The sequence below is a fragment of the Paenirhizobium cremeum genome (assembly GCF_022884085.1).
GTDB lineage: Bacteria > Pseudomonadota > Alphaproteobacteria > Rhizobiales > Rhizobiaceae > Allorhizobium > Allorhizobium cremeum.
Genome location: NZ_JAGGCS010000003.1, coordinates 232,910 through 251,946, shown reverse-complemented (window position 1 = coordinate 251,946; position 19,037 = coordinate 232,910). Strand labels below are relative to the sequence as shown.

General features: G+C 61.5%; 20 protein-coding genes. 7 read left to right on the top strand and 13 right to left on the bottom strand.

Going from position 1 to position 19,037, the window contains the following annotated elements; translation table 11 throughout:
• Positions 1-14: 14 nt before the first annotated feature.
• Positions 15-902, bottom strand: a complete 888-nt coding sequence (locus J5N58_RS07745) for an alpha/beta hydrolase (protein WP_113442832.1) — start codon at positions 900-902, stop codon at positions 15-17.
• A gap of 221 nt (positions 903-1,123) precedes the next feature.
• Between J5N58_RS07745 and parE the strand changes: the two genes are divergently transcribed.
• Positions 1,124-3,184: a DNA topoisomerase IV subunit B gene (gene parE, locus J5N58_RS07740; RefSeq protein WP_113442833.1), complete on the top strand. Its 2,061-nt coding sequence runs from the start codon at positions 1,124-1,126 to the stop codon at positions 3,182-3,184.
• 263 nt (positions 3,185-3,447) lie between these two features.
• Here the strand turns inward: parE and J5N58_RS07735 are convergent, their stop codons facing one another.
• Complete coding sequence (locus J5N58_RS07735; RefSeq protein ID WP_244710334.1) at positions 3,448-5,178, bottom strand: ABC transporter ATP-binding protein; 1,731 nt, start codon at positions 5,176-5,178, stop codon at positions 3,448-3,450.
• Between the two features lie 140 nt (positions 5,179-5,318).
• Positions 5,319-5,780 (bottom strand): GNAT family N-acetyltransferase, encoded by a 462-nt coding sequence (locus tag J5N58_RS07730; RefSeq protein ID WP_244710332.1) that lies wholly within the window; start codon positions 5,778-5,780, stop codon positions 5,319-5,321.
• Positions 5,781-5,944: 164 nt separating this feature from the next.
• On the opposite strand from J5N58_RS07730, the gene J5N58_RS07725 reads away from it, so the two are divergent.
• A complete protein-coding gene (locus J5N58_RS07725) occupies positions 5,945-6,379 on the top strand; it encodes a hypothetical protein (protein WP_113442834.1) in 435 nt (144 codons plus the stop codon).
• Positions 6,380-6,388: 9 nt separating this feature from the next.
• On the opposite strand, the gene J5N58_RS07720 is transcribed toward J5N58_RS07725, so the two are convergent.
• The gene (locus tag J5N58_RS07720; protein WP_113442890.1) at positions 6,389-7,525 is read right to left on the bottom strand and encodes a DUF2336 domain-containing protein; all 1,137 of its coding nucleotides are present in this window, start codon (positions 7,523-7,525) and stop codon (positions 6,389-6,391) included.
• Positions 7,526-7,678: 153 nt separating this feature from the next.
• Here J5N58_RS07720 and J5N58_RS07715 point away from each other — a divergent pair, with 153 nt between their 5' ends.
• Entirely contained in the window at positions 7,679-8,347 is a 669-nt protein-coding gene (locus J5N58_RS07715) for a hypothetical protein (protein WP_162757371.1), read from the top strand.
• Here the strand turns inward: J5N58_RS07715 and J5N58_RS07710 are convergent.
• Complete coding sequence (locus J5N58_RS07710; protein WP_113442836.1) at positions 8,344-8,958, bottom strand: flavin reductase family protein; 615 nt, start codon at positions 8,956-8,958, stop codon at positions 8,344-8,346. The two genes, J5N58_RS07715 and J5N58_RS07710, sit on opposite strands and share 4 nt — an antisense overlap.
• Positions 8,958-9,542 (bottom strand): nitroreductase family protein, encoded by a 585-nt coding sequence (locus J5N58_RS07705; RefSeq protein WP_113339544.1) that lies wholly within the window; start codon positions 9,540-9,542, stop codon positions 8,958-8,960. Before J5N58_RS07705 ends, J5N58_RS07710 begins: the two co-directional genes overlap by 1 nt.
• Positions 9,543-9,650: 108 nt before the next feature.
• Here J5N58_RS07705 and J5N58_RS07700 point away from each other — a divergent pair, with 108 nt between their 5' ends.
• Complete coding sequence (locus tag J5N58_RS07700) at positions 9,651-10,601, top strand: hypothetical protein (RefSeq protein ID WP_112830112.1); 951 nt, start codon at positions 9,651-9,653, stop codon at positions 10,599-10,601.
• Between the two features lie 17 nt (positions 10,602-10,618).
• Here J5N58_RS07700 and J5N58_RS07695 read toward each other — a convergent pair whose 3' ends face one another.
• The 5 genes from J5N58_RS07695 to J5N58_RS07675 form a co-directional block, all read right to left on the bottom strand.
• Positions 10,619-11,461 (bottom strand): lysophospholipid acyltransferase family protein, encoded by an 843-nt coding sequence (locus tag J5N58_RS07695; RefSeq protein ID WP_112830113.1) that lies wholly within the window; start codon positions 11,459-11,461, stop codon positions 10,619-10,621.
• Positions 11,462-11,563: 102 nt separating this feature from the next.
• A complete protein-coding gene (gene thrS / locus J5N58_RS07690; protein ID WP_112830114.1) occupies positions 11,564-13,585 on the bottom strand; it encodes a threonine--tRNA ligase in 2,022 nt (673 codons plus the stop codon).
• Positions 13,586-13,707: 122 nt separating this feature from the next.
• Entirely contained in the window at positions 13,708-14,127 is a 420-nt protein-coding gene (locus J5N58_RS07685) for a DUF2267 domain-containing protein (RefSeq protein WP_112830115.1), read from the bottom strand.
• A 2-nt stretch (positions 14,128-14,129) separates the two neighbouring features.
• Complete coding sequence (yidD, locus tag J5N58_RS07680) at positions 14,130-14,510, bottom strand: membrane protein insertion efficiency factor YidD (protein WP_112830116.1); 381 nt, start codon at positions 14,508-14,510, stop codon at positions 14,130-14,132.
• Between the two features lie 4 nt (positions 14,511-14,514).
• Entirely contained in the window at positions 14,515-14,964 is a 450-nt protein-coding gene (locus J5N58_RS07675; protein WP_112830117.1) for an iron-sulfur cluster assembly scaffold protein, read from the bottom strand.
• 276 nt (positions 14,965-15,240) lie between these two features.
• Between J5N58_RS07675 and folE the strand changes: the two genes are divergently transcribed.
• The 3 genes from folE to J5N58_RS07660 all read left to right on the top strand — a co-directional run bounded on the left by folE (position 15,241) and on the right by J5N58_RS07660 (position 17,411).
• Positions 15,241-15,846: a GTP cyclohydrolase I FolE gene (folE, locus tag J5N58_RS07670; protein WP_112830118.1), complete on the top strand. Its 606-nt coding sequence runs from the start codon at positions 15,241-15,243 to the stop codon at positions 15,844-15,846.
• Positions 15,847-15,891: 45 nt separating this feature from the next.
• Entirely contained in the window at positions 15,892-16,356 is a 465-nt protein-coding gene (gene hisI / locus J5N58_RS07665; RefSeq protein ID WP_112830119.1) for a phosphoribosyl-AMP cyclohydrolase, read from the top strand.
• Positions 16,357-16,460: 104 nt separating this feature from the next.
• Positions 16,461-17,411 (top strand): patatin-like phospholipase family protein, encoded by a 951-nt coding sequence (locus J5N58_RS07660; RefSeq protein ID WP_112830120.1) that lies wholly within the window; start codon positions 16,461-16,463, stop codon positions 17,409-17,411.
• Positions 17,412-17,462: 51 nt separating this feature from the next.
• On the opposite strand, the gene J5N58_RS07655 is transcribed toward J5N58_RS07660, so the two are convergent.
• On the bottom strand, positions 17,463-17,897 hold the full coding sequence (locus J5N58_RS07655) for a CBS domain-containing protein (RefSeq protein WP_113425761.1): 435 nt from the start codon (positions 17,895-17,897) through the stop codon (positions 17,463-17,465).
• A gap of 116 nt (positions 17,898-18,013) precedes the next feature.
• Positions 18,014-18,772 carry a rhomboid family intramembrane serine protease gene (locus J5N58_RS07650; RefSeq protein ID WP_112830122.1) on the bottom strand — a complete coding sequence of 253 codons (759 nt, stop codon included), beginning with the start codon at positions 18,770-18,772 and terminating at the stop codon, positions 18,014-18,016.
• Positions 18,773-19,037 lie beyond the last annotated feature (265 nt).

The window sequence follows — 19,037 nt, the reverse complement described above, 5'->3', positions numbered from 1 at the left end:
TTTCATCGCCGTTTTCAGCGCTTCTGCAACAGCCAGTTGATGATCTGCCGCCAGTCGCTCATGCGCACAGGCGTGCCGTGCGAGCCGGTTTCGAAAAGGGTGAAACGGGCAGGATAGCCCGACTTGTGCAACCGGTCATAGAGCGCGATCTGATCGGCGGCGGCATAGACGCTGTCCCTGCTGCCATGGGTGAAGGCAATCGGCAGCTTGCGCTTGTAAGCGGCGCTCCCGGCAAAATCCGGATCGGTCGCACCGCCGAGGATCGCCATGCCGCCGAGCTTTTCGACTGCCGCAGCGTCCCGCGTCACGCCCCAGCAGACGAAGCTGCCCATGGAGGCGCAGGCGAGCACGATAGGCCGTCCCGGAGAACGGGCGGCGATATCGCCGATCAGTGCGGAAACCACGGCCACGCCGGCCGCATCGAAGGACGGTACCGAGGGAGCGTAGTAGGCGCCGCCATTGCGCACGGCCAAATTCTTGAGACGGTTGAAATTGCCGCCGAAGGAATAATCGTTGGCGCCGAGCCTTCGGTCGCCGCCACGACCATGGATGAAGATGACCGAAAAGGCCGCATTCTGGGCTGCCCCGACCCGGGTCACGTCGAGAGGACCGGTCGGAAGAACCAGCGTCTCGTTCACCTGCTGGCGCTTGACGGCGAGATCGACATATCGCGACTTTACACGGCGCTCGGGTATCTGGTCGCGTCCATTGATATCACGCAGCTCCTGATAATCGACCACTTCGAAATCGCCGCCATCCCGGCTCTCGATGATCGCCGGGCTGGAAAACAGATCGTCCTTGAAGGGGGCCAGCGTCTCGGCGCGCGTTTCACCGGTCACCATGCAAGCCAGAAGCAACAGGATGAGCGCGGCGCTGCGAAAATGAACTGTGGACATTTGCATCGGGAATGCGTCTCCTCGCCCGGTGAGCCTTGCCTTCGCCGCGGCGGACACGCAATGCTTCAAAGGAATTTTCACGCGGCAGCCTGCGAGGCAAAGTCGCGCCTGCCTCGCCTTTCTGGCAAAATCCCGGCGATTCGCAAGAGTGATGCGGGTTTCAGGCAAGTTGCGCGCAAGGCCCAGCCGTTGACGCCGACGCAACCGACAGATTATCGAACGAAGCCATGGACGACAACGATCTCTTCGCCGGACTGCCGCTTGTGCAGAAGACCGAGACCCCCGAAAGCCCGGCTACCATTTCGCCTGCCGAACGGCCGCGTGCTGCGGTGCCTGCTGCCCCGTCTCCGTCCGCGGGAACGGACGAATACGGCGCATCCTCGATCCGCGTTCTAGAAGGGCTGGAACCGGTCCGCATGCGGCCGGGCATGTATATCGGCGGCACGGATGAGAAGGCCTTGCACCACCTGTTTGCCGAAGTCATCGACAACTCGATGGACGAGGCGGTGGCCGGCCACGCCAATTTCATCGATGTCTATCTAGATTCGGAAGGCTTTCTGACGGTCACCGACAATGGACGCGGCATTCCGGTGGAGTTGCATCCGCAGGTGCCGGGCAAATCGACGCTCGAAGTCATCATGACGAAGCTGCATGCGGGCGGCAAGTTCGACGGCAAGGCCTATGAGACATCCGGCGGTCTGCACGGCGTCGGCGTATCGGTCGTCAACGCGCTTTCGGACATGCTGGAGGTCGAGGTCGCCCGCAACCGCAAGCTCTACCGCCAGCGCTTCTCCCGCGGGGTGCCGCTCGGAGGCCTCGAGGAGCTTGGCGAGGTGCATAATCGCCGCGGCACGCGCGTGCGCTTTCATCCGGACCCGCAGATCTTCGGTGACCACGCGAAATTCGATCCTGCCCGTATCTTCCGCATGGCGCGCTCGAAGGCCTATCTGTTCGGCGGCGTAGAGATACGGTGGTCCTGCGATCCGGGAATGGTGCCTGCTGGCGGGGAGATCCCGGAAAAAGCGGTCTTCCATTTCCCCGGCGGCCTGAAGGATTACCTCGCGGCAACGCTCGGCAAGGAATTCACCGTTACCCGCGAGATCTTCGCCGGCAAGACGGAGAAGACGAACGGCCACGGCGCGCTTGAATGGGCGGTCACCTGGTATGGCGGCGACCCGCAGGTTCATTCCTACTGCAATACCATTCCGACTCCCGAAGGCGGCACCCATGAAGCCGGTCTGCGCATAGCGCTGACCAAGGGCCTCAAGAACTACGCCGAACTGACGCAGAACAAGCGCGCCCAGCAGATCACCACCGACGACGTGATGATCTCTGCCGTCGGCATGCTGTCGGTCTTCATCCGCGAACCGGAATTCGTCGGCCAGACCAAGGACAAGCTCGCGACCGTCGAGGCACAGCGCATTGTCGAAAACGCTTTGCGCGATCCCTTCGACCATTATCTCGCCGACAACCCCAACGAGGCGGCCAAGCTGCTCGACTGGGTGATCGAACGGGCGGAAGAACGCCTGCGCCGCCGCAAGGAAAAGGAAGTGAACCGCAAGACGGCGGTGCGCAAGCTGCGCCTGCCGGGCAAGCTGGCCGACTGCGCGCAGAATACGGCGGAAGGCGCCGAACTCTTTATCGTCGAAGGCGATTCGGCCGGCGGCTCGGCCAAGCAGGCGCGCAACCGCGCCAACCAGGCCATCCTGCCGCTGCGCGGCAAGATCCTCAACGTCGGCAGCGCCAGCCGCGACAAGCTGATGGCGAACCAGCAGATCGCCGATCTCATTCAGGCGCTCGGCTGCGGTACTCGCTCCAAATATCGTGAGGAGGACCTGCGCTACGAACGCATCATCGTCATGACCGATGCGGACGTTGACGGCGCGCACATCGCCTCTCTGCTGATTACCTTCTTCTACCAGGAAATGCCGGAACTGATCCGCGGCAACCATCTCTATCTTGCGGTGCCTCCCCTCTACGTCATCCGACAGGGCGCCAAGACGATCTATGCCCGCGACGACGCCCACCGGGCTGAGTTGATGGACACGGTTTTCAAAGGCAAGAAGGTCGAGATCGGTCGCTTCAAAGGTCTGGGCGAAATGATGCCGGCCCAGCTCAAGGAAACCACGATGGACCCCGCGAAACGCACGCTTCTCCGGGTGGAGATCGATGACGTGGACTTCGAAGGAACGCGCGACGCGGTCGACGCCCTGATGGGTACCAAGCCGGAAGCGCGTTTCCGCTTTATCCAGGAACGGGCCGCATTTGCGGAAAACCTCGATATCTGAGACGAGCGCGGATCGCGATCAACCCTGTTCCTGGCTGACCGCGACAGCCGGTGAACGGGATGGCGATAGCCGAGCGGCAGTTCCAAATAGGAATGCACCGGCGCCCCCCTGATCTTCCCCAGGCATCTTTACCGGGTTTCCAACGGCTCTCCTTGCCGTCGCCATATGCTGCTTCGTCTGTCTCCCGGGCATGCAGGGGCCACCCGGAAGCAAAGATCCGACGTCGCTCTCTTCAAAAATCTCCGGCGAAGGAAGCCCGTGGCTTACTCCGCCGCGCCCAATTGCCCGAACTGCGCCTCGTAAAGCCGGGCGTAGCCGCGACCGGCGCGCAGCAGTTCGGCATGGGTGCCGATCTCCGCAATACCGCTGGCATCCACCACGACAATCCTGGAAGCATCTCGGATCGTTGCCAGCCGGTGGGCGATGACCAGGGTCGTGCGCCCCTCGGAGAGCTCGCCAAGCGACTGCTGAATGGCTCGCTCCGTCTCGGTATCGAGCGCCGACGTCGCCTCGTCGAGAATGAGAATGGGCGGGTTTTTCAGGAACATGCGGGCAATCGCCAGGCGCTGCTTCTGTCCTCCCGACAGCTTGACGCCACGCTCTCCGATCACTGTGTCGAGCCCCTGCGGCATCGCGGCGATGACGCCGTCGAGCTTGGCGCGGCGGGCTGCATCCATGATTTCCGCGTCTGAAGCGCCGAGGCGGCCATAGGCGATGTTCTCGCGGACCGAACCGCCGAAGAGAAAAACATCCTGCTGGACAATACCGATCTGGCTGCGCAGCGAAGCGAGCGTCAGGCTGCGGATATCGTGGCCATCGATGGTGATGGCGCCGGCATTGACATCGTAGAAGCGCGGCAAAAGGGAACAGAGCGTCGTCTTGCCGGCTCCCGACGGGCCGACGAAAGCGATGGTCTCGCCAGCCTTGATATCGAGATCGATGCCACGCAGCACCGGCTTTTCGGGTATATAGCCGAAACCGACCGACCGGAAGGCGATATCACCCCGGAACTGCGGCGCCTCGATGGCGTCGAGCGCGTCGGCGATATCCGGCTCCGTGTCGATGAGTTCGACAAAGCGACGGAAACCGGCAATGCCCTTGGGATAGGTCTCGATGACGGAGTTGATTTTCTCTACCGGCCGGAAGAACACGCCCACCAGAAGCAGGAAACTCACGAAGCCGCCGTTCGAGAGGCTGCCGGACAGGACGAAATAAGCGCCGGTAATCATCACCACCATCTGGATCAGCCGCATGCTCATGTAGCTCATCGAGGTACTGGCGGCCATGATCCGGTAGGCGGCAAGCTTGGTGCGGCGATAATTCTGGTTGTCCTTTTCGAACAGCGTGCGCTCGTGCTCCTCATTGGCGAAGGCCTGCACCACGCGAATGCCACCGACATTCTCCTCGATACGCGTATTGAAATCGCCGACCCTGCCGAAAAGCGAACGGAAATTATCCGTCATCCGCGCGCCGTATCGGCTGGTGACCCATGCGGTGAGCGGCACAATCGCGGCCGTCAGCAGCGCGAGTTCGACATTGATCGACAGCATCAGCAGGAGAGCGCCGACAAAAGTCATAATCGCGATGAACAGGTCTTCCGGTCCGTGGTGGGCGACCTCGCCGATCTCCTCAAGGTCCTTGGTCAGCCGACCGACCAGATGACCGGTTTTTTCGTTGTCGAAATAACGGAACGAAAGCTTCTGGATATGGCTGAAAGCGAGGCGACGCATGTCCGTCTCGATGTTGATGCCGAGCATATGGCCCCAATAGGTGACCGTCGCCATCAATGCGGTATTGAGGATGTAGATGGCCAGCAACGCGGCGGAAGCACCGACGATGAGGCCCCACTGACCGCTCGGCAGCAGGTCGTCGACGAAAGCCTTGACCGCCATCGGAAAGCCCAGTTCGAGCAGACCGGACAATACCGCGCAAGCGAAATCAAGGACGAACAGGCCACGGTAAGGCCAATAAAATGCAAAGAATCTGCGCAGCATGGTCAGTCCGCAAGGAATTGAAAAACAAGGGGCTCCGAACCCGGAGGATAAATATTGAATTCCTTTTTCATATTTTCACGACCTCGCCAAGAGCATTGAGAAGCGCCGGCGGCTAAATTGCCGTGTCGCCGGCCGAACACTCAACCGAGCAGTCGCTTTTCCATGAACAGGCTCAGGGGATCGGCACGATAGGAGCCGAAGGGCGGAATGTCCTCAAAGCCGAAGCGACGATAAAGACCGATGGCCTCCGGCTGGCTTACTCCGGTTTCAAGGCGGATGGCCGAAAGCCCCATGGCATGCGCGGTCTCCTCCAGCGCTTCCATCAGGCGACGCCCTATCGCAAGGCCCCGCGCATTGGGCGCCACAAACATGCGCTTGATTTCGGCAGTGCCGTCGCCCGCCTCCACGAGAGCACAGCATCCGACAATCTCTCCATCGTTCCGGGCAACGAGGAAAGACACCTCCGGCTTTTCAAGGGAAGCGAGGTCGAGAAGATGATTGCTGTCGGCCGGATAGAGCGCCGCCATATAAGCATCCGACTGTTCCAAAAGGGCAATCACGCCCGCCTGACGAACGGGCTCGCGGCTGATTGTCAGGGGCAAGGCTGTCTCCTCAGGTTCTCCATCCGGAGCTTCGACGAAATGACCCGGCGCCGTCAAGAGCTGCGCCACGACACACTGTGTCGTCTTGCTTTGGCTGCATTCCTCTGCTTGAAAGCAAGGAAAGCCAGTCCAGCTTCCCCGCCATCTCCGCACAAGGTGTCCCGATGCAGTCCGCCCTTATCGTCATGACCATCCTCGGCTGCGACGACAGCGTCAACGAATGCCACTATGTCGCTACGGCCCAGCAGCATTTCGTGTCGGTGGAACTTTGCGATGCCGCGACGGAAAGAGTGCTCGAAGGATATTCCAGCATCAACTACCCGACCGTCGTTGCTGTCTGCCAGCCGCCGGACACGCAGGCGGCCGAAATGCAGACACCGCCGGAAGGAGCGGCAAGACCTGCAGCGGGTGACGCGGTTCCCCTGCCCGGTCCGGCAGCGTCGCTGCCCGAAGAGGAGCGCCAGTCGCTTGCAGCCCGCGCGGTCGCCAGAATCCGCAACGTGCTGCCGGCAACGTCGGACATCAAAATGGTCTTTGCAACGCCGCTTCATGTCGTGGCGGACGGCTATTCCTGGGTTGCGAAGAAGATCGTCCCCTGAGGGACAGCATCAGGCTGCAACGGCGATGCCGCTCGCATAGTCACGAGCGATGCGACGCTCTTCCGAGATCGCAAGCTTCTCGACCATTTCCAGAAGTTCCGCCACAGCCGGCGCGTCGTGCATGACGCTGCGGTGCCGGACCATCAGCCGGGACGCGATATTGTCGATCTCCGTGGCATGGGACGAAAGGACGGCGTTGCGCCACAGCATGATCGCATCGACGAAAAGCGGGCTGATATCGCGAACCAGGCCGATGCTTTCCAGCAACGCCCGGACGGCATGAAAGCGTCCAGTGGCAAGGATTGCCCGTACGCGACGCTCTTCAAGGCCGGAAAGGGCAACCACGACCGAGGCGAAGAAATCCGTCCGTCCGACGCAGAGAGCATGCATCAGGAAAGCCGGCGTCAACCGACCCGCTTCGCGCAGTTGTTCGACCAGGGCCGGCACCTCTTCCGGGGCAGCCGTTCCGGTAATGGCGATCGATGCCGCCGCGCCGGCCTCGCGGGCCAACCGCTCGACCCGCCGGGCGCCGATTGCGGCGCGGACAAAGTCGGAACCCGTCAGAGCCTCGGTGACATGGCCGACCAGAATCTGGCGCACGGTCGCCGGAAGATCGGTACGCGGAAGAAGAAGAGCCCTGACGTCATCGTCGGCGCCATGGCGCTCTGCGATCCGTCGAAGCGTCAGCCGAGAAATCCCGGCGCTTGGATTTTCAAGCAGCACACAGACCTCGCCGGCATCGCCAATCTCGGCAAGAGCCGCAGCGACGACGCATGACAACGAAGGGCGGGCGGCGACAAGCGCGCGGGTCTCCGCATTGCCGCGCCCGGCGATATCGACAAGATCCATATCGGTCAGAACCGGCGAACGCAGGATTGCGACGGCCGCTATTTCCGGCTGGTCTTCGGCAAGGGAAATCATCACACCGCGCGGCGCAGCATCGGAATCGGCCAATCCTTCCGCAAGCGCCAGACGCACACGCGGAGACGGATCATCGAGCAGGCAGGTCATCGCCATATGGGCCGCCTGCCGCTCCTGGGCCGCCATCGAAGACCGAAGATAGGCCCGCGCCAATGCGTTCGCCGCCCGAGCCCTGTCCCCCGCTTTTGCCGTTTCCACCCAACGAAGAAAAGCTGCAACGATCACTGCAAAACCCAACCAAGCCCTGAGAAGCCGCGTAAGATCACTTGGCTACGGTTCCACGTTAGCTGCAAAAGGTTTAACATTCGGTTCACCATGTTCATTAACCGGGAGGCCGCACTGGCCAACGACGCAGACGCCATTCTGAAGGGAGTACCCTTGCGGGCTCTGCTTGTGGTCTCTCAGCCATTCGAGGCCGGGCTCGCCATATCCGGCATCGACGCCGTGATCCTCATTGAGAATGACAACAACGCTTTCATGCCTTCGCCCGAAGGCATGACCTACCGTCGTTTTGCCTATCTCGAAAATGAACCCGAGCACGACCGCCTGGCAACGCGGCTGGCAAGGCTGATGGACGGGAAGCCTTGCGGCGTTGTGCTCGGGGGCGCGCGGGACGGCCCGGATCTGCAGCGCCTCGACGCATTGCTGGCGGTAGAGGAAGCGAAGCGGCAGATCGCGATCGGCGAAACGCTGATCCTGGCCGTGATCGGGGACAATCCGGCAGGCCTGCTGCATGCGGCAAGCTTTGCCGGACGGACTTTACGCCTCAGGGGCCTGGGATGGAACTCACGGGTTCTGAGGCAAAACGGCGAAACGGGCGGCGCGTCGCACCTTGCAGGCGAGCTTACGCTGCTGGCAGCGGCCAATGCCGGAGTTCCCGCCTTCGGCTGGCTGGATTCGGAACTGTCGGGCGATGCGCTTGCCGAGAGCTGTGCCCATGCCCACCGGGCCGGTTTTGCGGCGCTCGTCGCGTCCCGTCCCGATCAGATCTCCGCAATTCTGGCCACCCGCGACAGAGATGCCGATTCATCGAAAAAAGCTCGCTAGAGCTTCTTCGGCGCCTCGGGCCTGAACATTTCGAAGACCGGCGCCTGCTCGGCAAAATCCATGTAACCCAAGCGCGCCACCGGCCGAGCAAGGGCAACATCGAACCGACCGTTTCTGATGACCTTTTCGTTGATGTGAATGCCGACCACCTGGCCGAACACCGCATGACTGTCCGAGGCGGTACCCTCGAGTGTCTTCAGGGTGTGGACTTCGGTCACCCGGCATTCGAGCGCGGCCACGGCTTCGCCGACGAAGGGGGCGGAAACGAGCCGCCCCTCCACCGGGGTAAGACCCGCGATCTCGAATTCGCTCACGCCATAAGGAACGACGACAGAGGAAAGGTTCAGCTTTTCGACCAGATCGAAGCCGGCGAAGCTTGCGGTGAAGACACCGGTCTCCTCCGCATTCCTCAGCGAATCCTTGCGGCCGCTCGAGGAAAACATGACGATCTTCGGTCGGTCGCTGACGGCGTTGAAGAAGGAATAGGGCGAGAGGTTGGTCGAACCATCCCGCCCGAGCGTGCCGATCCAGCCGATGGGACGCGGCGCGACAATCGCCTTGAAGGGGTCATGAGCGAGGCCATGACGATTGGTTTCCGTCTCGTAGAACATCAGTCGCCCTCTCCTACCCATGTGACCACATCAGAGAGCGCCGGACGAGGACGTTCGGTGATCGGAAAGGTCGTGGAGCCGACATGGATGAAGCCGGCGACCTTCTCGCCCGGCTGGATGCCGAGCAGCGGATAGGCCCGCTCGTCATAGGCAAACCATTCGGTCAGCCAATTGGAGACAAAGCCGACGGCGTTGGCTGCCATCAACAGATTGAGGCATACGGCGCCGGCCGACATGAGCTGCTCCCATTCGGGGATCTTCACATGCGGGCCGGCTTTGCTGACCACGCCTATGACGACGGGCGCGCGCGTGAACCGGGTGCGCTCCACCGTGACCATTTCCTCGGAAAGGTCGGGGTTCTTTTCCAGCGCCAGCGCCAGAAGCGCTTCACCGATGCGCACGCGCTCCTCGCCGCGATAGACGATGAACCGCCATGGGGCGATCTTTCCATGATCGGGCACGCGGACGGCAAGCGTCAGAATCCGTTCGATCTCAGCAGTCGTCGGTCCCGGTTCGCTCATCTGGAAGGCCGGAACGGAACGGCGGACGGCGAGATAGTCGATGAGTTTGATATCATTTTTCATTTAAGGGCACTTTCCGGCTTCTTCGATGGCGGACACGTCTTGAAATTGCCATCGCATTGGGATTGAAGTTGCTGTCATTGGAGAGGAAGTCAACCAATTGTGCGATACATGACCGGCCATTCCTGCGCTGCCCGCTTGTTGTTTGTCGTGGCAGCAGTTTTCTTTGCCACGACACCGGCGCGCGGTGAAGACGCTTTCAAGGCTTTCAAGCAGCTCAACGGCACCAGCAAGATGCCAAAGCTGAACGCTTTCTCGCCCAATCTCGGCCAGACGGCGCCGGCGCAATCGACAATGAAGAACGTGGTGCTGGAAGCAAGGCTGACCAGCGACAGCGATCCCATGCAGCAGGGGCTGTCATGGCGTGTCTTCAGCCCGATTCCCGGAGCCGACGGCAAGCTGCCGCTTTTGGCCAGCGCCGAAGGCGGATCGGCCGATTTCCAGCTGGAACCGGGCGATTATTTCGTCAACGTCTCCTTCGGTCGCGCAGGCGTTACGAAGAAGCTGTCGGTGCCGCGCGAAGGCAATGTCGACAAGCAGGTTCTTGTGCTCGATGCCGGTGGTGTCCTGCTCAACGCCGTGTCCGGCTCCGATACCCGTATCCCGGCCAAGGAACTGAAATTCGACATCTACTCGGCAGAAGTCCAGGCCGATGGCGAACGCGGTCTCGTGGTCGAGGATGTCAAGCCCGATTCCATCGTGCGGCTCGGTTCCGGTACCTACCACGTCGTATCCGAATACGGATCGGTGAATGCCGTGGTGCGCGCCGACATCAAGGTCGAGGCGGGCAAGCTGACCGAGGCGACGATCCAGCACCGCGCCGCGCAGATCAACTTCAAACTCGTATCGGAAGCCGGCGGAGAAGCGATCGCCGATACCGCCTGGTCGATCCTGGCATCCTCCGGCGATATCGTGGCCGAAAGCGTCAGCGCCTTCCCGGTGATGGTGCTCGCGGAAGGCGAATACACCGCGATTGCCCGCAACAAGGACAAAATCTATCAGAAGGACTTCACCGTCGAGGCGGGCCATAACGTCGACGTCGAACTGCTGCTGACGAAATAGCCGGTCGCGGAGCGCGCTCAGCCGGCCTTTCGCAGTACGCCACGGCGGCGCGCCGGCGCCATAGAGAAGACCGCGCCGTAGAGCCTTGCGAGGATATCCTTGCGATCGGGCGTTGCGCGCAGTTCGTCCCAGCTTATGAGATCGCCGACACGGGCCGAGATGGTCGAACCAGAGAGACGCCGGAACTCCCGGATCAGCAGCGAAATCCGAAGCGTCATCGACAATTTGCTGGCCAGATGGAAGAGCCGGCCGTTCTGCCCCTCGAAATAGACCGGGATCACATTGGCGCCGGCGGCCTGGATGAGCTTGGCCGGAAAGATCTTCCAGGGCAGGTCTTCGGCGCGACCGAATCCACGACGGGCGGTCGCAACGCCACCGGCGGGAAACACGATCACCGTCACGCCCTCCTTCAGGAGCCTGACCGCCTCGTGGCGCGTCTTCATGTTGATGGCCATCGCCTCCTTGGTTTCCTCGAAGGAAACCGGCAGGGAGTAAGGCGCCATTTCCGGCACCTTCAGCAATTCGTTGTTAATCAGCACGCGGAACGGACGGCCGAGTTCTTCGGCGAGTGCCAGAATGGCGATGCCGTCGCCGATGCCGAATGGATGGTTCGCGACGATGACGACCGGGCCTTCCGGGAGCCTTGCCGGCGGCCACTGGCCCTCAACGTTCAGGTTCACGTCGATGAGGTCGAGCATCTTGCCGAAGACGCGGTCGGTCTTGCCGACGATATCGGAACGCCAGATGTCATAGAGACGGGCGTAGCGGTCGCGACCGGACAATCCTTCGATCGAGCGGATAAACCAGCGCTTCAGGCGCGGGTCGCGTTCATTGGCGTAGGAAAGCTCATCGAAACGCAAGGTAGTCCCCTTCACCAGCGTTACATATTCCCAAAGGCCGTATAACAACGATGTGACAGATATCTGACAGGGCCTGTCGAAGACCCTGTCAGACATTCACGATCAGGCGGCAGCCTTGCCCGCCAGCTTCCGTTTCAGATCGGGCGCCATGGCCTCGAATGACAGTGCCTTGATCGCATCGTCAAGCGACATGGCGGTCTGGTCCTGGGAACCCAGCCGGCGGATATTCACCGTGCGCTCCTCAGCCTCGCGCTTGCCGCAGACGATAATCACCGGAACCTTGGTCACCGAATGCTCGCGGACCTTGTAGTTGATCTTCTCGTTGCGGAAGTCGGTTTCGACCTGCAGACCGGCATCGCGCAGCGCATCGGCCACTTCCTGTCCGTAACCATCAGCTTCCGAGGTGATGGTCGCGACCACTACCTGCGTCGGCGCGAACCACAGCGGCATATGACCGGCGAAGTTCTCGATCAGGATGCCGAGGAATCGCTCCATGGAGCCGCAGATCGCCCGGTGGATCATCACCGGCTGCTTTTTCTCGGAACTCTGGTCGATATAGAAGGCGCCGAAACGTTCCGGCAGGTTGAAGTCGACCTGTGTGGTGCCGCACTGCCAGTCACGGCCGATGGCGTCCTTCAGGGTGTATTCGAACTTCGGACCGTAGAAAGCGCCCTCGCCCGGCAGGATTCCGGTCTTGATGCGCCCGCCGGACTGTTCCTCGATGGTCTTCAGCACACCCATCATCACCGTTTCGGCGCGGTCCCAGAGTTCGTCGGAACCGACGCGCTTTTCCGGACGGGTCGAAAGCTTCACCACCACTTCCTGAAAGCCGAAGTCCTCATAGACCGACAGGATCAGGTCGTTGATGCGCAGGCATTCGGCCGCCATCTGCTCCTCGGTGCAGAAGACGTGCGCATCGTCCTGGGTGAAGCCACGCACACGCATCAGGCCGTGAAGCGCGCCGGAGGCCTCATAGCGATGAACAAGACCGAATTCTGCAAGGCGAACAGGCATATCGCGATAGGACTTCAAGCCATGCTTGAAGATCTGGACATGACCCGGGCAGTTCATCGGCTTCAGTGCGAAGACGCGCTGGTCGGCTTCCTCGTCATCGGCATTGGTGAAAGCATGGGCGGACTTCACCGCAAACATGTTTTCCTGATACCAGCCCCAGTGACCGGAGGTTTCCCACAGCGACTTGTCGAGCACCTGCGGCGCGTTGACTTCCTGATAGGCACCGGACAGGCGACGGCGCATATAGGCCGTCAGGGTCTGGAACATGCGCCAGCCCTTGCCGTGCCAGAACACCACGCCCGGACCTTCTTCCTGGAAATGGAAAAGGTCCATCTCGCGGCCGATCTTGCGGTGGTCACGCTTCTCGGCTTCAGCGAGAACATGCAGGTAATTGTCCAACTGCTCCTGTTCTGCCCAGGCTGTGCCGTAGATGCGGGTCAGCATCGGCCGCGTGGAATCGCCGCGCCAGTAAGCGCCCGCGACCTTCATCAGCTTGAAGGCCGTACCGATCTGGCCGGTGGAGGCCATGTGCGGACCGCGGCAAAGGTCGAACCACTCGCCCTGCTTGTAGATCTTCACATCCTGGTCTTCGGGGATCGCATCCACCAATTCGACCTTGTAGGCCTCGCCCTTGTCGGCGAAGACATCCTTCGCCTTCTCGCGCGACCAGACCTCCTTGGTGAAGGCGGCGTTGCGCTGGATGATCTCCTTCATCTTCTTCTCGATCTTCGGAAGATCTTCCGGCGTAAACGGCCAGTCCTCGCGGGTATCCGGATGGACGCGCTTGAAGTCGTAATAGAAGCCGTTCTCGATCACCGGGCCGATGGTCACCTGCGTGCCGGGCCAGAGCTCCTGCACGGCTTCGGCCATGACATGCGCGGCATCGTGGCGGATGAGTTCGAGCGCGCGCGGATCGGTACGGGTGACGATCTCGATGGCGCCGTTCTCGATCGGATCGGCAAGATCGCGCAAGGTGCCGTCGAGCGCGATGGCGACAGCCTTCTTGGCGAGCGACTTGGAGATCGATTCGGCGACGTCACGGCCGGTGGTGCCGGCGGGAAACGCACGGACGGAGCCATCGGGAAATGTAAGAGAAACGGATTCAGACATGGTTTGCTCCTTATCCAGTCCCGCCAACGAATGCGGGTGGTAAAAAAAGGCCGGCGCAGCCGGCTATCAACGGGCCGCGTGATAATCCGAAACAGCCTGTGAGTAAAGGTTTTGTTGGCCCGTCACGCAGTCCAGAACTGCTTCGCCCCCGGCGGCAATTCCGCAAGCACCGCCTCGAACGCAGGGAGGTCGACATGGCGGCGCATCACAGCGGCAACGTCGGTGATCGCGGTATCCGTCGAGAAGTTGTGGTCGGGACGCAGCGCTTTGACTTCGCGGGTCATCTCCGGCAGCGTGCCAAACGGCAGGCGCGGCTCTTCGACGTCCCAGTCGCTGACGAACAACGCCCGAAGAACCGGTGGCAACATGTCGGCGAAGGCAAGAGCCTGCCTCGTCGTCAGCCGACGGCGGAAGACCTGAAACACCCCCTGCAGCATCGTGTAGCTCTGATGCGTCGTCTGCAGCATCGAGGTATCGCGCAGGTCTTCCATGAAGGCATCGAAATCGCGTGACGCCTGTCGGTATTCCATCGGCATCGGCATGCTTAACGCTCCTCCCGGACATGCCGTCGACCGATCCGCCAGAAGGTCCACGGCGCCCACCAGCGCGTCTCTCGGGGCAGCTTCTCCGGAACAGGGTCGACACCCCAGGTGCCCCCCGGCCCGCAGCGGCCGACGCGAAAAAGCGTGAGCCAGCCGCCCGACCACAAACCATGTCGTGCAATCGCCTCGTAGCCGTATTCCGAACAGGTCGGCATGTGGCGGCACGAATTGCCGATGAAGCCGGAAAGCGTCAACTGATAGAACCGGATCAGCCCCATGCCCAAGAGCCGGTCGGGCGTCTTGCGAAAGGGGCCGGCATAATTTCGCCCACGCGATGCCGCCGCCGGTCGGCGATCATGGCCGCAGCCCGAATGGTCGCACATCAGGTCAGCCTACCTTCGCGGTCGCCGCCGTGCCGGCTTCGATCTGATCGATGCAATCCACCACGGCCTCGAAGGTCAGCATGGTGGAGGCATGGCGGGCCTTGTAGTCGCGGACCGGCTTCAGGAACCGCATATCCTCGAAGCGGCCGGAGGGACCCTCGCCGCCATCCTTCAGCATCGCCAGCATCTCGTCGCGGGCGGCGCGAACTTCTTCGGCCGTTGCCCCCACGACATGACGGGCCATGATCGAGGAAGACGCCTGACCGAGCGCACAGGCCTTCACCTCATGGGAGAAGTCGGTCACGACACCGCGTTCCATCTTCAGATAGACCTTGACGCGGGAGCCGCAGAGTTTCGAATGCTTTTCCGAAACGGCGTCGGCATCCTCCAGACGTCCGGTACGGACGATATTTCCGGCGAATTCGAGAATCTTGGAATTATATATGTCGTCCATGGCGGGTCTTTATGGTCTCCTGAGCCGCTATACGATCGAAGAAGCAACAGCGTTGTCCGCATTTGCGCAACAGTGTGTTGCACCGATGTTCCTTCACTCTGCCTCGATCGTCATTATATGAGAGTTGAGAATTCGGTCCAAACAAAACAAGGGCAAGGCCGCCCGACCGACAGGATTTGGAAGAACGGACTTGCCAAGATGAACCGAGTTACGCATTTACAGGCAGAGAAAGCAAAACAGGCGGTCCGCAACGCAAAGGACCGGGAGACCATGGGCATGGATGCCGTCGTCAACAAGCTATCGCCCGAAACCGAGCGCCCGAGCCGCGAAGAGGCCGAGGAAGCCGTACGCACCCTCTTGCGCTGGGTCGGCGATGATCCCAGCCGCGAGGGATTGCTTGACACGCCGAAACGGGTGGTGAAAGCCTATCGCGAACTGTTCGCAGGCTACGATGCCGATATCGACGAGGTGCTCGGCACCACCTTCGAGGAGGTCGCCGGCTATAACGACATCGTGCTGGTGCGCGATATCCCGTTCTTCTCGCACTGCGAACATCACATGCTGCCGGTGATCGGCAAGGCGCATGTGGCCTACCTGCCCGATGGGCGTGTGCTCGGTCTTTCCAAGATCGCCCGCGTCGTCGAGGTCTATGGCCGCCGGCTGCAGACGCAGGAAGCGATGACGGCGCAGATCGCCGATGCCATCGAAGAGACCCTGCGTCCTCAGGGCGTCGCCGTCTTCATCGAGGCCGAGCATATGTGCATGGCCATGCGCGGCGTGCAGAAGTCCGGTTCCACCACGCTCACGACCACCTTCACCGGTCGTTTCAAGGACAATGCCGCCGAACAGGCGCGCTTCATGTCGATGGTGCGCGGCCGCTGAGCGGCGCATCTTCCGTCCCACGTTCCAGGGTTCCAGGACCGCATCATGACGATCGCTTTCGATCCGCCGCCATCCGACAAGCATGCGCTCGAGGAAGATACGCGCTTCACGCCGAAGTTCGACGATAACGGCCTGCTGACCGCCGTCGTCACCGACGCCCGCGACGGCGAACTCCTGATGGTCGCCCATATGAACGCCGAGGCGCTGGCGCTGACGCTCGAAACGGGCATCGCGCATTATTACAGCCGCTCCCGCGGGAAGATCTGGAAAAAGGGCGAAAGTTCCGGCAATCTGCAAAGCGTAAGGGAAATCCGGACCGATTGCGACCAGGACGCCGTGTGGCTGAAGGTCGAGGTGGCTGGCCACGACGCAACCTGCCATACGGGGCGTCGCTCCTGCTTCTATCGCAGCGTATCGCTCTCGGGCGGTACGCCGTGTCTCGACGTCACCGACAATCACCGTCATTTCGATCCCGATGCCATCTATGGCGGACCGGACAAAAAGGCGTGACGGAACGAATTCCGCACACGTCCGCTCCGCCTCGAAACAATTTGGTAAGCATCCGGTGCCCTAATGGGGCATTGGGAGTTGTTCAGCCGTGAGGATATGCGGAGATGCTGAACTGGAATTTGAAGGGTAATGCGTCGGCACGTGCCGCCCTGGGCGGAGGCACGACTGCGATTACACCGCCGATCCTCGAGCCGGAGAAACCGAAGAAGACCAGAATTGCTCTGGCACTTGGCGGTGGGGCTGCACGCGGCTGGGCACATATCGGCGTTCTCCGGGCCCTGGACGAAGCTGAAATCGAAGTCGGCATGATTGCCGGCACATCGATCGGCGCGCTTGTCGGGGGCTGCTATCTTGCTGGAAAACTCGACGAACTCGAGGCCTTCGCCCGCTCGCTGACCATGCGCCGGATCGCCTCCCTTCTCGACCTCACCATTGGCGGCGGCGGGCTTCTCGGCGGCATGCGCCTCACCAAGCGAATGCAGGAGCACCTGCAGGGCCTGATGATCGAAGACCTGCCCAAGCCGTTCGTCGCGGTCGCCGCCGAACTCAACAGCGGTCACGAGGTCTGGATCGAAAGCGGCCACCTCATCACGGCGCTCAGGGCATCCTATGCGCTTCCGGGCATTTTCGAACCCGTCAACTGCAACAACCGCACTCTGATCGATGGCGCGCTGGTCAATCCCGTACCCGTCTCCGTCTGCCGCGCCTACGAACAGCCGCTGGTGGTGGCGGCCAACCTGCATTATGACGTGTTCGGTCGCTCAGCCGTGGTCAAGCACCGGGCAAGCGAGGTCGGCGAGGCCTCCGATCTGCCAAAACATCATCACCGGATCGGCCTGACCGGCGTGATGGTCCAGGCCTTCAACATCATCCAGGATCGTATCTCGCGCGCAAGGCTCGCCGGCGATCCCCCGGATCTGGCGCTTCACCCGCGGCTGAACGATATCGGCCTCTCAGAGTTCCATCGGGCCGGCGAGGCGATCGAGCGCGGCTATGAGGAAACCAAATCGCGCATCAACGAATTGAAGCGGTTGCAGGACACCTTCACCCGCTGACGGCGCGTGCCGGCCGATTTGTCTTTCGGCCGGCCACCTGGCCCGGTTGCCTCAGCCGGCGATGTAGGCCTTGATCTGTTCGGCCTCCAGCTCGACTTCCCGGATACGCGATTTCACGACGTCGCCGATCGAAACGATGCCGCAGAGCCTGCCCTGTTCCTCGACAGGAACGTGGCGGAAACGATGGCTCGACATCATTTCCATCAGTTCATTGACGGTCGTCTGCTCGTTGCAGCGATGAACGTTCGAGGTCATCACAGACGAGACCGGTTTGGTCAGCGCCTCGCCGGCAGAACGTGCGATGGCGCGCACCACGTCGCGCTCCGTGAAGATGCCGACGATGCGGCCTTCCATGCCGACGACCACGACGGCGCCGATCTTGTTTTCCTCAAGCACGCGGGCAGCTTCGGCCAAAGTCATGTTCGGGCCGATGGTCACGACATCGCGGCCCTTTACCTCAAGTATGCTCCTGACGGATACGGACATGCTCTCCTCCTTCGCAGTCATTGCGTCCTGGTCGAACTCCGCACACTCCCTGCGGTTCCGATTGGAGAAATGGTGCCTGTTAATCAAGGAGATTGCAATATGCGAGGAACTTCACCTCACGCGCGCCGTCGAGGGTCGGAAACGGGGTCGAATAATCCGAAGCACAGGAAACCGAGAAGAAAGCCGCCGATATGTGCATCCCATGCAACGGCGGCGCCAATATCGCCGAAAAGCGGCACACCGAACGCGATCACGAGATTGCCGACGAACCAGACCAGGATGAAGACCCGTACCGTTTTCTGCCTCAAGGCGTCGACGATCGTCAGGCGCGGCGGATTATATCCCAGATGCGAGGCCGCCTCCCGAGCACGGCCGCCGAAAGCGAATCGGCAGGCGGCCCCCATGAAAGCGGAGACCGCTCCCGAGGCGCCGATCAGGAAGGTCGGCTGGCCCCAGTTGAAGGCGGCATGAAAGGCCGCACCGGCGGCCGAGGAGACGGCCCACAGCATCAGGAATCGCGGCAGGCCGATGCGACGCAGGACCGGAGTACCGAAAGCCGCAAGCCAGAGGCCGTTGAACGCCAGATGCTCAAGACCGCCATGGAGCAGCGAATAGGTCACGGGCGTCCAGAGCCATTCATATCCCTGCTGGGACAGTGGATAGACATAGCGTAACGGCGTGAAACCGAATTCGACCGTCATCCAGTCCACCATATCCGGCGTCAACAAAACCGACTGGACGAAGTAGATTGCCCCCAACAGCGCCAACAAGGCGAGAATTCCCGCCGGCAGGTTGAAAACAGGCTCCCGCCGCCGTTCCCCGGCGGCTTCCGTCGGGTCTCGATCTTCTCCGGATTGCGGCGTCCGTTCGTCCATCTGGTTCCACCTCTGCAAGCTGGCGAACTTCAGATCCACCAAACCAGAGAGCCATAGCGCAGCGCATGGACAAAAAAAAGCCGTCCGGCCTGAACCGGACGGCTGTTCGGGTCCCCCAGGGTCTACCCCTACCCGACAGTTGGTGCTGAAGCATATTGCTTCGAAACGTCGTGTAAGCCATTTGCCACAGCTCACGGCGCCGCGCAACGAAAAGGAAGTATTAACCTTAATCGCGGGAGATGCAGGCCAATTTAGAACGCCGCCG

Coding starts and splice junctions, on each gene's coding strand:
- J5N58_RS07650 (WP_112830122.1), bottom strand. CDS start 18,772: ATGGACGAACGGACGCCGCAATCCGGAGAAGATCGAGACCCGACGGAA.
- J5N58_RS07655 (WP_113425761.1), bottom strand. CDS start 17,897: ATGTCCGTATCCGTCAGGAGCATACTTGAGGTAAAGGGCCGCGATGTC.
- yidD (WP_112830116.1), bottom strand. CDS start 14,510: ATGTGCGACCATTCGGGCTGCGGCCATGATCGCCGACCGGCGGCGGCA.
- J5N58_RS07735 (WP_244710334.1), bottom strand. CDS start 5,178: ATGCTGCGCAGATTCTTTGCATTTTATTGGCCTTACCGTGGCCTGTTC.
- J5N58_RS07745 (WP_113442832.1), bottom strand. CDS start 902: ATGCAAATGTCCACAGTTCATTTTCGCAGCGCCGCGCTCATCCTGTTG.
- J5N58_RS07700 (WP_112830112.1), top strand. CDS start 9,651: ATGACCGGCCATTCCTGCGCTGCCCGCTTGTTGTTTGTCGTGGCAGCA.
- J5N58_RS07705 (WP_113339544.1), bottom strand. CDS start 9,542: ATGAAAAATGATATCAAACTCATCGACTATCTCGCCGTCCGCCGTTCC.
- J5N58_RS07675 (WP_112830117.1), bottom strand. CDS start 14,964: ATGGACGACATATATAATTCCAAGATTCTCGAATTCGCCGGAAATATC.
- J5N58_RS07710 (WP_113442836.1), bottom strand. CDS start 8,958: ATGTTCTACGAGACGGAAACCAATCGTCATGGCCTCGCTCATGACCCC.
- thrS (WP_112830114.1), bottom strand. CDS start 13,585: ATGTCTGAATCCGTTTCTCTTACATTTCCCGATGGCTCCGTCCGTGCG.
- J5N58_RS07685 (WP_112830115.1), bottom strand. CDS start 14,127: ATGCCGATGCCGATGGAATACCGACAGGCGTCACGCGATTTCGATGCC.
- J5N58_RS07725 (WP_113442834.1), top strand. CDS start 5,945: ATGCAGTCCGCCCTTATCGTCATGACCATCCTCGGCTGCGACGACAGC.
- J5N58_RS07660 (WP_112830120.1), top strand. CDS start 16,461: ATGCTGAACTGGAATTTGAAGGGTAATGCGTCGGCACGTGCCGCCCTG.
- folE (WP_112830118.1), top strand. CDS start 15,241: ATGGATGCCGTCGTCAACAAGCTATCGCCCGAAACCGAGCGCCCGAGC.
- parE (WP_113442833.1), top strand. CDS start 1,124: ATGGACGACAACGATCTCTTCGCCGGACTGCCGCTTGTGCAGAAGACC.
- hisI (WP_112830119.1), top strand. CDS start 15,892: ATGACGATCGCTTTCGATCCGCCGCCATCCGACAAGCATGCGCTCGAG.